Below are 13,086 nucleotides of genomic sequence, written 5' to 3'. Positions count from 1 at the left end.
GCTACGGGGACGTCTGCGAGATTCGGTAGGTGAGGATCCGCTCGCCGATCCGCAGGCTCCATCCCACCTGCAACTCCATCGGTTGCTGCCCCACCCGAACCCAGTCCGCCGCACCGGGAGCCGCCACGAACGTCCCGCCCGGCGTTCCCGCGTCCCGCACGTACACCAGGCCGTTCTGAACGAACACCCGAGCGTGCACCCGCGACACGTGCCGATCCCGCGCGATCACGATGGGCGAGGCCACCGCCCGCCGCACCGCCTCATCGATCATGGGATCCCGCCCGATCACGTACGGGCGATCCAGCGGATACACCGCGCCCTCCATGCTGGTGAGCGCGCCACCCCCGGCGGCCATCGCGGACGTGGTGGGCGAAGGAGGTCCAGCGGCACCACGGGCCGACGGATCCTCGAAGCTGTCGGGCCCCGGGACGTAGGCGGCGGTCGGCGGCTGATCCTCCGGGTCCGGGCGATCGTCACGCCGCGCCGGAGAGCTCGAATCGGCGGGCGGCTTCTCCAGGTCCGGGCCGGCCGCCCGCAGTCCGTGCGGCCGCTCCGGCGACGGGCGCTCGGCGGGTGTCGCCCGTGTTTCGGGTTCGGGGTCGGCCTGCGTTTCGATCCGCATCCTCTCGTCGAGCACGCCCGCGGGCTGATCCGATCCGGAACCGCCACCGGGTCGTGAGCCGGGGGCGGGAGTCGTGGCGGCATTGCGCGGCGGCGCGGGCTCGGGGGCGGATTCCGCCGGCGCCGGGGAAACCGGCCGTCCACGGCCGGCTTCCGTGCCCTTCGCGGGAACGGGCCCCGAGAAACGCGTATGCGAGGGCGTGGGTATCGGGGCGCGCCGGGTCGCGTCGGGAATCGGGGCGGCCTTCGGCTTGGTCTCGCCGGTGCGCGGAGCCGCGAGCCCCGAGACCGGGGCGTGCAGGACGAAACCGCCGCCCACCACGACCCCGGACCGCAGGTCGGTGTGCGCGATCTCGCCGCCCGCGCCGTCGGCGACCACGGTGAGCCGCCGCACCGGATCCCGCACGATCTCGTCGGCCCAGGTCATGGCGCGCTCCCCGGACAGCGTGCGGGCGCCCTCCGGCCCGTCCACCGCGGCCGTCACCGCGCCGCGCAGCAGGATCAGGATGCCGCCCGCGGTCGGCGCGACCACCCCGAAGGCGGGCGGTTGCGCGGAACTGCTGGTGAAGACCGTGGCGGCCAGTCGCTGCGCGACCGCCACCCCCGGATCCGCGGCGCCCGCGGCGGTCTCCGCGGCACCGAGAATCCGGTCCGTGGACGGGCTTTCACCATGCAGGAAGATGACCACGACGCCGAACCGGGCGACCAGCCCCGCCCCCGGCACCAACCCGACCGTCGTCGGAATTCGACCCATCCGCGCCTCCCTTTTCCGGCGCTCACAACATCGCAGCCAAGCATAGGTCCGTTCCATGACCGAGGCATACGGCCGCCCCGATCATCGTCGGCGACATGGAACTCGCCGGTTTGCGGCAATGCGGCCCGAATTCCCTACCCGGGCGCGAGGATCGAGGCATCGTGCCGGCGCACCCGGCCCCGGCAGCACCGATGAGGACCGAATCATGATGGGCACGATCATCAGGACCACGACGGCCGTCGCGTCCGGCTGCGCCGCGCTCGCGACCATCGCCGCACTGGCCGCACCCGTCGGCGCCACGGCCACCCGGGTCGGCATCGACCCGGGCATCAGTTTCGGCTCGGCGACCAATTACGGCACCGGCTGCACCTACGCCATCGACGGCTATGTGGACGACCCGGTCACGCCGGTCGTCTTCTACGACAACGGCGTTCCCTTCGGCTACGCCAATCCGTCCGGTGCGCTGGCTCAGGTGCACTGGACGCCCGCCACCGCGGGGCCGCACCGGCTCCAGATCTGGCAGTACCACCGCGACAGTGCGGACGTCTTCCCGTACGTCGACATCCAGGTGGGTACCGGCCTGCCGACCGGCTCCGGCTGCGGCGTCGCCAACTGAGCGCTGTTCGCCGTCGTCGACCGGCCGCTCAGCCGAAGGCCGCCTTGGCGGCGGGTTCGGCGGCCTGCCGGTCCGCGGCGACGAGACCGATGCGGGTGCGCCGGTCGAGCAGGTCGGCCTCGTCGAGAGCGCCCTCGTGGGCGACGGCGAAGGCGAATTCGGCCGCGATGACGTCCATGCCGGGCATCACCTCGGCCGCCAGGGCCGGATGCTGGTCGGCCAGTTCGAGAACCGTGGCGGCCTCGCCGCCATAGCGCTCGACCAGACGCGGCGGGGCTTGGACGGCATCGCGGGCCGCGCCGGAGACCGCGCCCACCAGGGGCAAGACGCGGGTGCGGCACGGTGCGGCGGCGAGGTGCGCGTGCGCCACCACGGCATCCATCGCGTCCTCGGCCATTTTCCGGTAGGTCGTGAGCTTGCCTCCCACCACGGTGATCACCCCGGCGGGGGAGGTGAGGACGGCGTGCTCGCGGGAGATGTCGGCGGTGCTGTCGTCGCCGGTGCGCAGCAGCGGGCGCAGGCCCGCGAAGGTGCCGCGAATATCGCTGCGACTCAAGGGCTCCCGCAGCACGGTATTGACGGTGTCGAGCAGGAAGTCGATCTCGCCGTCGGTCGCGTGCGGAACATCCGGCACCGGGCCCGGGGCCTCCTCGTCGGTGAGGCCCAGATAGACCCGGTTGTGCGCGGCCGGGAACGCGAAGATGAAACGGCTGGTGCTGCCCGGAATCGGCACGGTCAGCGAGGCGGTGAGACCGCCGAACGCGGCGGCGTCGAACACCAGGTGGGTACCGCGCGAGGGCCGCAGCTCGATGCTCGGATCGACCCGGTCCGCCCACACGCCGGTGGCATTGACCACCGAACGCGCTGTCACGTCCAGGGTTTCGCCGGTCAGGATATCCTTCAGCGTGGCCGAGGTGCCCGTGACCCGTACGGCCTCGACCCGGGTCAGCACCGACGCGCCCTCCCGTGCGGCCGTACGAGCGATGGCCACCACCAGGCGCGCGTCGTCCACCAATTGCCCATCCCAGGCCAGCAATCCACCGCGCAGCTCAGCGCGGCGCAGGGTCGGGGCAAGCCGCAACGCCTCCGCCGCGGCCACCCGCCGCGAGCGCGGCAGCACAGACGGCGATGTCCCGGCCGCACGCCGCAGCACGTCACCGGCGAGGAACCCGGTGCGCACCAGGACCTTCTGCGCCGCACCGATATTCGGCAGCAACGGCACCACCTGCGGCAGCGCCCGGGTCAGATGCGGGGCGGTGCGGGTCAGCAGGATGTCGCGCTCCACCGCGCTCTCGTGCGCGATGCCGACACCGCCGCCGGCCAGATACCGCAGCCCGCCGTGCACCAGCTTGGAACTCCAGCGGCTGGTCCCGAACGCGAAGTCGTGCTTCTCCACCAGGACTGTGCGCAGCCCGCGCGCGGCGGCGTCGAGCGCCACCCCGACACCGGTGATGCCGCCGCCGATCACCAGCACGTCGATCTGCGGGCCGTCGCCCAGGGCGGTGAGCTCCCGCCGACGTCGCTCGCGATTGAGCGACGAACTGGATCGATGCGAATTGCCGGTCATACCAGTGCCTTTCGATGCCGTGTGGAAAATGGGAGGGAGTGGGTCGACCGGTCCGGTGCGGTGGTCAGCTACCGCTGGTTCCGACGTCGACCGGCGCGAGATAGCTGTGCAGGGCGCGGGCGAGCTCGGTATCCAGGTCGTCGCCCTTCAGGACGGGGGCGAAGGCGGTCGCCGACTGGACGGCGGACTGGGCGATGAGCAGGAGCATGGCGGCCAGCCGGTCGGGGTCGCCGTCGCGAATCGAGTTGTCGGCCTGACCTTCCCGGATGGCACCGGCGAACAGATCGATGAGGGCGCGCTGATTGCGGCCCAGGCGTTCGAACACATAGGTCTGCATGACGTCGGCGTCGGCGCGGAAGATCTTGGCGAACAGGGGGTTTCGGCGCATGACCGAGCCGCCGCCGACGATCGCCCCGACCAGGCGCTCTCGTGCGCTGCCCGTGGTGGGCGCGGTGTCGGCGATGATCTCGCGCAGTTCCCGCACCAGCAGATCCGCCACCAGCGACCCGGTGTCGGGCCAGCGCCGGTACACGGTGGGGCGGCTGACGCCCGCGCGCCGTGCCACCTCGGTCAGGGTGGTGCGACGGACGCCGAATTCCGCCACGCAGGCGCGCGCCGCGTCGAGGATGGCCCGATCGACGGCGGAGGATGGTTCCGTTGAACTCATGGTTGCCACCACCGGAGAGTAGTTTCCGTTACTGCTTGACATTCTATGTCAGACTGTAACGCATGGACGACACACAAGCAGCTTCCGCATCCACGGAAAAGCCGGGCGAGCCGCAGGTCCGCGCGAGTATGGTGTGGGACGCCTGGGGCTCCCCGTCCGGACACAAGCCGCTGCCCGAGCAGATTCGGGGATTGCTCGCACAGGTTTTCGGGGTGTCCGGCGAGCCGGTGACCCGTCGCGATGAGGGCGACGTGCCGCTGCGCGCCTCGGCGCTCACGCCGGAACAGCACGCCGGGCTCGTCGCGGTGGTCGGAGCCGAGAACCTGTCCATCGACCACCGCGACCGGCTGCTGCACGCGGGCGGCAAATCCACTCCCGACCTGCTCCGTCGGCGCGCCGAGGGCGAACAGGACGCGCCCGACGCCGTCGTCCTCCCCGCCGATCACGACCAGGTCCTCGCGGTACTGAAGTACTGCTCCGCCAAGGGAATCGCGGTCGTACCCTTCGGCGGCGGCACCAGCGTCGTCGGCGGCCTCGACCCCGCGCGCGGCAGCTTTCCTGCCGTCATCGCCCTCGATCTGCGCCGCCTCGACACCCTCACCGAGGTCGATCCGGTGAGCGGCACCGCGACCCTGGGCGCCGGCCTGTCCGGCCCGCAGGCCGAGGAACTGCTTGCCCGCCAAGGCCTTTCGCTCGGCCACTTCCCGCAGAGCTTCGAGTACGCCACCATCGGCGGCTTCGCGGCCACCCGCTCCTCGGGCCAAGCCTCGGCCGGCTACGGGCGCTTCGACGATATGATCCAACGCCTCCGGATCGCCACTCCCGCAGGCGATCTCGACCTCGGCCGCGCCCCCGCCTCGGCCGCCGGACCCGATCTGCGCGAGCTGTTCTCCGGGTCGGAGGGCACCCTCGGCATCATCACCGAAGTCACCCTGCGCGTGCACCCGGTCCCGGAGACCACCGCCTACCAGGCTTGGTCGTTCCCCGACTTCGCCACCGGCGCGGCCGCCCTGCGCACCGTCATCCAGGCCGGGGCCGCCCCCACGGTCATGCGCCTGTCCGACGAGGCCGAGACCGGTCTGAACCTGGCCCGCGCCGGGGACATCGGCGGCGCGGCCGTCGGCGGCTGCCTCGCCGTCACCACCTTCGAGGGCACCGCCGCCCATGTGGTCGCCCGCAGCGCCGAGTCCGCCGCCCTGCTGGCCGCCGCCGGCGGGACCGCGCTCGGCGAAACCCCCGCCCGGGAATGGGAGCACGGCCGCTTCGCCGCCCCCTACCTGCGCGACGCGCTGCTGGATGTGGGCGTGCTCTGCGAGACCCTCGAAACCGCCACCAGCTGGGCCGATCTCGCCAATCTCAAGGCGAAGGTGACCGCCGCGCTGACCGAGTCGCTCACCGCCCAGGGCACCCCCGCGCTGGTCATGTGCCACATCTCGCACACCTACCCGACCGGCGCCTCGCTGTACTTCACCATCGTCGGCAAGCAGGCCGAGGATCCGATCGCGCAGTGGGCCGTCGCCAAGCGGGCCGCGGGCGACGCCATCGTGGCCGCGGGCGGCACCATCACCCACCACCACGCCGTCGGCGCCGACCACCGCCCCTGGATGACCGACGAGATCGGCGACCTCGGCGTCCAGGTGCTGCGCGCGGTGAAGAGCGCGGTCGACCCCGCCGGAATCCTCAATCCTGGAAAGCTGATTCCGTGAGAATCATTCGCTCCGTCGCCCTGGTGACCAATCCGCTGTCCGGTCACGGCAAGGGCGCGCTGGTCGCCGTGGAAGCCGCCAACCGCTTCACAGATCGCGGCGTCCAGGTCACCGAGATCCGCGGCGACTCGGCCGCTGAGAGCGAACGGCTGGTGCGCAAGGCGCTGGCCGACCCCGACTCCCGCCCCGACGCCGTGGTGGCCGCGGGCGGCGACGGACTGGTCGGCGTCGTGCTCCAAGCGCTGGTAGGCACCGGCGTGCCGCTGGGCCTGGTACCCGGAGGCACCGGCAACGATCTCGCCCGCGAGCTCGGCGTCCCCGATGACACCGACGCCGCGGTGACCACCGTTCTGGGCGGCAAGACCCGCGCCATCGATCTCGGCACCGTGGAAACCGAGCAGTCGGGTCGCGCCGTCTGGTTCGCCACCGTCACCGGCACCGGCCTCGACGCGCGAGTCACCCTGCGCGCCAACGCGTTGCGCTGGCCCAACGGGCCGATGCGCTACACGGTCGCCGCGCTGCTCGAACTCGCGGGCAAGCTGGCCGTGCCTTATCGCATCGAACTGACCGGCTCGCCCGACCACCCGGACGACACGGTCATCGAACTCGACGCCGTCATGGTGGCGGTTGGCAATACCCGCACCTACGGCGGCGGCATGCTCATATGCCCCGACGCCCTCATCGACGACGGCTTGCTGGACCTCACCGTCGTCGGCGCCATGTCTCGCCTGGACATGCTCCGCCTGCTCCCCGCCCTCTCCTCGGGCAAGCGCATCGACCACCCGGCCGCCGTCCAGTACCGCGCCCGTGAGATCCGCCTGTCCGCCCCCGCCGCCCCCGCCACGGCCGACGGCGATCCGGCCGGACTCCTCCCCGCGCACTTCCGCGCCGCTCCGGGCGCCCTGGACGTGCTCGTCCCCTGACCCGCGTCACCTCCCGGTTCGGTCCGATCCGGCAAAAGCAGTGCGCCCCATGGCTTTCGGCATGGGACGCACTGTCAGGTGGGCTGTGAATTCTCACCAGACCTGAAGAATGACCAAACCCTTCGGGGTGAGCGCCATGTCCACCGAGCCGTCGGGGTGCCCCGCGGCCTCGCCGATGATCGCGGGCATATCCGCGTAGACGGAATTGCCGTTCTGGGCGAGTGTCGAATCGGATTTGAGCCCGATGATCACGGCATTACGCGGCGCATAACGTTCGATCAGCACCGGAACCGGGCTGTCGGCCAGGGCCTGCGTCTCATCGTGCGTGAGCTCCACCCCCGCCGCGCCGATCTGTGGAATCACGAACGGGGTTGCGGCGGAGGCGGTTCCGGTCACGGCCGATCCGGCCAGGCCGAGCCCCGCGCAGGCGGCCGCGATAATGGCAAAGGTTCGAACACGCATGATGACTCGCTTTCCAACGGCGGGAGAGATGTCCTGCGAAGCTGTCTCGATACTGCGGTGAACGGGTGGCGACTGGCGCCAGTCGGATAGCCAGAACACATCACCGCAGGTAGCCATGGCAAGGGTAAAGTGATCCAGGTCACTTTATTGAACTATCACGATGTATGACACGTCGCCCCGGGTTGACGCGACACGCGTCCGGAAGGACTACTCGGACGGGCGTGCGATGAGCAAGTGCCCGGGAACAGGAACCGGCTTCAGCGGCAGGGGCCGCCGGTCGACCGTGAGCCCGGCCCGCTCCAAGGCTTCCTCGACCTCCGCCACCGGGCGCAGCGTGAATCCGTATGAGGTGAAGGGCATTTTGGCCATGATGTCGGGGTCGCCGATGCCGATCACCACACGGCCCTCGGGTTTCAGGACGCGGGACAGTTCGGTGCAGGCGCGCTTCAGGTCCGGCACGAAATAGATGGTGTTGCAGGTGATGACGGCGTCCTGGGAGTCGTCGGGGAGGGGGAGTTCGGTGAGGGAGCCCTCGGCCAGGCGGAGGCGGTTGGCGGAGACGTCGGACGCGAATTTCGATCGGGCCCGCATCAGCATGTCGGGGGAGGGCTCGACGCCGGTCACCGTGCCGGTGCCGATCCGATGCAGCAGCAGGGTCAGGCCGATGCCGCCGCCGAATCCGATGTCGGCGGCCGCGTCGCCGGGGGTGATTTCGGCCGCGGTCACGGCGGCCTTGATCATGGGGCGATTGCTGCGGTTGAGCAATCCTGCCACGGCCTTGCCCGGCAGGCCGTGCGGATTTCCCAGCTGCCCGGCGACCGTCGACATCACGCGCGAGACAATCGGATTCATGGGCGAAAGGCTACCCGTCGGTGGGCTCGCAGGGCGCTCGCCACGACGCGAGAACAATGCGGCGGACGCAACGTTGATGCAACGAAATCTGGTCTACCCTGGCCGATTTGGGTCGGAACCTGAGAATTACCTTTGGATCCGGGAGTGGGGCCCGAAACGGCGGTAGGCTGACCATCGAGGGCGGGGCTTCCGGTGTCCCTCATCCGTCGGAAGCCCCGCCCTTCGGCTGTCCATCAGGCGCCCGTCCGGCATCGAACAGAGCCTGGGAAAAACCCGGTCGTTGGGTCATAATCCCAGCCCTTAGAATCGACCGGTGACCAGCGCAGCCTCTGAGAACCCGCGTAATCGTGCCGATGCCCTCCCCAAGAGCTGGAACCCCAGCGATGTCGAGGCCGACCTGTACGAGCGTTGGGTAGCCGCCGGTTACTTCACCGCCGACGCGGGCAGTGCCAAGCCCGCCTACTCGATCGTGCTGCCCCCGCCCAACGTCACCGGCAACCTGCACATGGGCCACGCTCTCGACCACACCCTCATGGACCTGCTCACCCGCCGCAAGCGCATGCAGGGCTTCGAGGTGCTGTGGCTGCCCGGCATGGACCACGCCGGCATCGCCACCCAGACCGTGGTGGAGAAGCAGCTCGCCGTCGACGGCAAGACCAAGGAAGACTTCGGCCGCGAACTGTTCGTCGACAAGGTTTGGGACTGGAAGCGCGAATCCGGCGGCCAGATCCAGGGCCAGATGCGCCGCCTCGGCGACGGCGTCGACTGGAGCCGCGACCGCTTCACCATGGACGACGGCCTGTCCCGCGCCGTGCAGACCATCTTCAAGCGCCTCTACGACGCGGGCCTGATCTATCGCGCCGAGCGGTTGGTGAACTGGTCGCCGGTGCTGCAGACCGGCATCTCCGACCTCGAGGTCGACCACAAGGAAGTCGAGGGCGAACTCGTCTCCCTGCGCTACGGCTCACTCAACGACGATGAGCCGCACGTGATCGTGGCCACCACGCGCGTGGAGACCATGCTCGGCGACACCGCCGTCGCGGTGCACCCCGACGACGAGCGGTACTCCGACCTCATCGGCAAGACCGTCTACCACCCGATCACCGGTCGCCAGATCCCGATCGTCGCCGACGACTACGTGGACCCCGAATTCGGTTCGGGCGCTGTCAAGATCACACCCGCGCACGACCCCAACGACTTCGAGCTCGGCCTGCGCCACAACCTGCCCATGCCCACCATCATGGACAAAACCGGCAAGATCGCCGACAGCGGAACCGAATTCGACGGCATGGACCGCTTCGAGGCGCGGGTGAAGATCCGCGAGCGCCTCGAGGCCGAGGGCCGCGTGGTCGGACGCAAATACCCCTACATCCACCAGGTCGGCCACTCCGAGCGCTCCGGCGAGCCCATCGAACCGCGGCTGTCCATGCAGTGGTGGGTGAAGGTCGAAAGCATCGCCAAGGCCGCGGGCGACGCGGTCCGCAACGGCGACGTCACGATCCACCCCGCAGGCCAGGAGCCGCGCTGGTTCGAGTGGGTCGACAACATGCACGACTGGAACATCTCGCGCCAGCTGTGGTGGGGTCACCGCATTCCGATCTGGTACGGCCCCGAGGGCGAGATCGTCTGCGTCGGACCCGACGAGGAGGCCCCCGAGGGCTACGTCCAGGACCCCGACGTGCTCGACACCTGGTTCTCGTCGGGCCTGTGGCCCTTCTCCACCATGGGCTGGCCGGACGCGACTCCCGAGCTGCGCAAGTTCTATCCGACCAGCGTGCTGGTCACCGGCTACGACATCCTGTTCTTCTGGGTCGCCCGAATGATGATGTTCGGCATGTTCGTCTCCGACGACGCGGCGCTCACCGTGGGCAAGGATCCGAACCAGAAGCAGGTTCCGTTCCGGGACGTGTTCCTGCACGGCCTGATTCGCGACGAGTTCGGCAAGAAGATGTCCAAGTCGCGCGGCAACGGCATCGACCCGCTGGACTGGATCAACGAATACGGCGCCGACGCCACCCGATTCACCCTCGCCCGCGGCGCGCAGCCGGGCGGCGACCTCTCCGTCGGCACGCCGCACGTGACGGCCTCGCGCAGCTTCATCACCAAACTGTTCAACGCCACCAAGTTCGCGCTCATGAATGGCGCGCAGCCGGGCGAGCTGCCCGCGCGCGAGAGCCTCACCGACAACGACCGCTGGATCCTGGACCGCCTCGACGAGGTCATCGCCGAGGTCGACGCGGCCCTGGACCGCTACGAGTTCAGCAAGGCCCTCGAGGGCCTGTACCACTTCGCGTGGGACGAATTCTGCAGCTGGTACCTGGAATTGGCGAAGGTGCAGTTCGCCGAGTCCGAGGAACGCGCCGCCGGCACCCGCACGGTGCTCGGCAATGTCCTGGATGCCGTGCTGCGCCTGCTGCATCCGGCCATCCCGTTCGTCACCGAGACGCTGTGGCAGGCCCTCACCGAGGGCGCCGAGGGCGAGTCCATCGTCATCTCGGCCTGGCCCGCGCACTCGGGCACCACCGCCGACGCCATTGCGGCCCGGCGGGTTTCGGACACCCAGAAGCTGATCACCGAGATCCGCCGCTTCCGCTCCGACCAGGGCCTGGCCGACAGCCAGAAGGTCGCCGCCCGGCTCAACGGCATCGACATCGCGGACCTGCGCGCGCAGGAGGCGGGAATCGCCAACCTGGCCAAGCTCACCCCGGCCGGTGACGACTTCGCCGCCACCGCCTCGCTCGAAGTGCGTCTGAGCACCGCCACGGTGACCGTCGAGATCGACACCTCCGGCACGGTCGACCTCGACGCCGAACGCCGCCGTCTGGAGAAGGACCTCGCCGCCGCGCAGAAGGAACTGACCGGCACCACCGCCAAGCTCGGCAACGAGAGCTTCCTGGCCAAGGCCCCCGAGGACGTGGTCGCGAAGATCAAGGCGCGCAAGGAGATCGCCGAGGACGACGTCGAGCGCATCACCGCCCGCCTCGCCGAGATCGCCAAGCTGGCGGCCCAGTGAACGACGAGCCGGAGCGTCAGTACGCGGAGGGGCCGCTGACCAGCGGCACCTCGCCGGTGGACCTGGCCGAGATGGCGCTGGTCGAGGCCGAACTCGATCGGCGCTGGCCGGAAACCAAGATCGAACCGTCGCTCACCCGCATCGCGACGCTGATGGACCTGCTGGGCTCGCCCCAGCAGAGCTATCCGGCCATCCACATCGCGGGCACCAACGGCAAGACCTCGGTCACCCGCATGATCGACTCGCTGCTCACCGCGCTGCACCGGCGCACCGGGCGCATCACCAGCCCGCACCTGCAGTTGGCCACCGAACGCATCGCCATCGACAACGCGCCCATCACGCCCGGGCGGTATGTCGAGCTGTACCGGGAGCTGCTGCCGTTCGTCGAGATGATCGACGCGCAGTCCCAATCGGCTGGTGGACCGGCCATGTCGAAGTTCGAGGTGCTGACCGGCATGGCCTACGCGGCCTTCGCCGAAGCCCCGGTCGACGTGGCCGTGGTGGAGACCGGACTGGGCGGCCGGTGGGACGCCACCAATGTGATCGACGGCCAGGTCGCCGTCATCACCCCGATCGGCCTGGACCACACCGAATTCCTCGGCCCCGACCTCGCCGCCATCGCGGGGGAGAAGGCCGGGATCATCAAGAAGGCCGTCGAGGACGAGCTTTCCCCGCGCGAGACCGTCGCCGTCATCGCCCAGCAGGAACCCGAGGTCATGGACGTCCTGCTGCGCCGCGCCGTCGAGGTGGACGCGGCCGTGGCGCGCGAGGGCTCGGAGTTCCAGGTGGTTTCGCGCCGTGTCGCCATCGGCGGGCAGATGCTGGAACTGCAAGGGCTCGGTGGCGTCTACGACGAGATCTTCCTGCCCATGCACGGCGAGCACCAGGCCCGCAACGCGGTCCTCGCGCTGGCCGCGGTCGAGGCGTTCTTCGGCGCGGGCGCGTCCCGACAGCTCGATATGGACGCTGTGCGAGCCGGATTCGCCAATGCCGTCAGTCCCGGCCGGATGGAGCGTATGCGCAGCGCGCCCACCATCTTCATCGACGCCGCCCACAACCCGCACGGTGCCAAGGCGCTGGCGGCCACATTGACCAGTGAATTCGACTTCCGCAAACTGGTGGGTGTGATCGCGGTGCTCGGCGACAAGGACGCCGGCGGCATCCTCGACGCCCTCGAACCGGTCTTCGACGAGATCGTCGTCACCGAGAACGGCTCCCCGCGCGCCCTGCCCGTCGACGATCTGGCCAACCTCGCCGTCCAGCGCTTCGGCGACGAACGCGTGGCCGTCGCCCACGACCTGGCCGACGCCATCGAGACCGCCATCGCCCTCGCCGAGGGCGGGGAGGACGGCGAACTGGTCTCCGGTGCGGGCATAGTCATCACCGGGTCGGTCGTCACCGCCGGGGCCGCCCGCAGCCTGTTCGGAAAGGATCCCGCATGACCTCCGACGCCCAGCCCGATATTCCGCCGCCCGCCACCGACCCGTGGAAGGGCCTGCGCGGCGTCATGGCCGGCACCCTGGTCCTCGAGGCCATCACCGTACTGCTGGCGCTGCCGGTGATCAGCGCGGTCGGCGGCGGCCTGCGCTGGTGGTCCATCCTCTACGTCGTCGGCCTGGCCGTCGTGATGTTCCTGGGCGCGGGCCTGCAGCGCCGGCCCTGGGCCATCCCCTTCAACCTGGCCCTGCAGGTGGCGCTGCTGCTCGGCGGCTTCATCCACCTGTCGATCCTGGTGATCGGTGTGGTCTTCGTCGCGGTCTGGGTGTTCGTCCTGTTCCTGCGCGCCGATGTGAAGAAGCGCATGGAGGCCGGGCTGTTGCCCAGCCAGCGTATGTCAGGAGCGTGAATCTTCGTTGCCCCCGGGCGACACCTGATTTCGTTGCGACCGGACAACTCGTCGGGTAA

At 69.9% G+C, this 13,086-nt stretch carries 11 protein-coding genes; 6 read left to right on the top strand and 5 right to left on the bottom strand.

Annotated features, from left to right (window positions below; all coding sequences use genetic code 11):
* Nucleotide 1 precedes the first annotated feature (1 nt).
* A complete protein-coding gene (locus GLP40_RS10825; protein ID WP_154787675.1) occupies nucleotides 2–1,375 on the bottom strand; it encodes an FHA domain-containing protein in 1,374 nt (457 codons plus the stop codon).
* 205 nt (nucleotides 1,376–1,580) lie between these two features.
* Here GLP40_RS10825 and GLP40_RS10820 point away from each other — a divergent pair, with 205 nt between their 5' ends.
* Nucleotides 1,581–1,991, top strand: a complete 411-nt coding sequence (locus tag GLP40_RS10820) for a hypothetical protein (protein WP_154787674.1) — start codon at nucleotides 1,581–1,583, stop codon at nucleotides 1,989–1,991.
* 28 nt (nucleotides 1,992–2,019) lie between these two features.
* Here GLP40_RS10820 and GLP40_RS10815 read toward each other — a convergent pair whose 3' ends face one another.
* Nucleotides 2,020–3,558, bottom strand: a complete 1,539-nt coding sequence (locus GLP40_RS10815) for a glycerol-3-phosphate dehydrogenase/oxidase (protein ID WP_154787673.1) — start codon at nucleotides 3,556–3,558, stop codon at nucleotides 2,020–2,022.
* Between the two features lie 64 nt (nucleotides 3,559–3,622).
* On the bottom strand, nucleotides 3,623–4,225 hold the full coding sequence (locus GLP40_RS10810) for a TetR/AcrR family transcriptional regulator (protein WP_230329428.1): 603 nt from the start codon (nucleotides 4,223–4,225) through the stop codon (nucleotides 3,623–3,625).
* Between the two features lie 128 nt (nucleotides 4,226–4,353).
* On the opposite strand from GLP40_RS10810, the gene GLP40_RS33715 reads away from it, so the two are divergent.
* Nucleotides 4,354–5,931 carry an FAD-binding oxidoreductase gene (locus GLP40_RS33715; RefSeq protein ID WP_230329471.1) on the top strand — a complete coding sequence of 526 codons (1,578 nt, stop codon included), beginning with the start codon at nucleotides 4,354–4,356 and terminating at the stop codon, nucleotides 5,929–5,931.
* The gene (locus GLP40_RS10800) at nucleotides 5,928–6,854 is read left to right on the top strand and encodes a diacylglycerol/lipid kinase family protein (RefSeq protein ID WP_328289979.1); all 927 of its coding nucleotides are present in this window, start codon (nucleotides 5,928–5,930) and stop codon (nucleotides 6,852–6,854) included. The genes GLP40_RS33715 and GLP40_RS10800 overlap by 4 nt, the downstream gene beginning before the upstream one ends.
* A gap of 93 nt (nucleotides 6,855–6,947) precedes the next feature.
* Here GLP40_RS10800 and GLP40_RS10795 read toward each other — a convergent pair whose 3' ends face one another.
* Together GLP40_RS10795 and GLP40_RS10790 are read right to left on the bottom strand one after the other, a co-directional pair.
* Entirely contained in the window at nucleotides 6,948–7,316 is a 369-nt protein-coding gene (locus GLP40_RS10795; protein WP_154787669.1) for a hypothetical protein, read from the bottom strand.
* A 207-nt stretch (nucleotides 7,317–7,523) separates the two neighbouring features.
* A complete protein-coding gene (locus GLP40_RS10790) occupies nucleotides 7,524–8,168 on the bottom strand; it encodes a class I SAM-dependent methyltransferase (protein WP_154787668.1) in 645 nt (214 codons plus the stop codon).
* Nucleotides 8,169–8,481: 313 nt separating this feature from the next.
* Between GLP40_RS10790 and GLP40_RS10785 the strand changes: the two genes are divergently transcribed.
* The 3 genes from GLP40_RS10785 (at nucleotide 8,482) to GLP40_RS10775 (ending at nucleotide 13,027) form a co-directional block, all read left to right on the top strand.
* Nucleotides 8,482–11,181 (top strand): valine--tRNA ligase, encoded by a 2,700-nt coding sequence (locus GLP40_RS10785; RefSeq protein WP_328289978.1) that lies wholly within the window; start codon nucleotides 8,482–8,484, stop codon nucleotides 11,179–11,181.
* A gap of 71 nt (nucleotides 11,182–11,252) precedes the next feature.
* Entirely contained in the window at nucleotides 11,253–12,623 is a 1,371-nt protein-coding gene (gene folC / locus GLP40_RS10780; protein WP_154787821.1) for a bifunctional tetrahydrofolate synthase/dihydrofolate synthase, read from the top strand.
* A complete protein-coding gene (locus tag GLP40_RS10775) occupies nucleotides 12,620–13,027 on the top strand; it encodes a DUF4233 domain-containing protein (RefSeq protein ID WP_154787667.1) in 408 nt (135 codons plus the stop codon). The genes folC and GLP40_RS10775 overlap by 4 nt, the downstream gene beginning before the upstream one ends.
* Nucleotides 13,028–13,086: the final 59 nt, after the last annotated feature.

The sequence above is a fragment of the Nocardia aurantiaca genome (assembly GCF_009708175.1).
GTDB lineage: Bacteria > Actinomycetota > Actinomycetes > Mycobacteriales > Mycobacteriaceae > Nocardia > Nocardia aurantiaca.
Note: the sequence above shows the minus strand (reverse complement) of the source record. Positions and strands in the feature narration are given on the sequence as shown.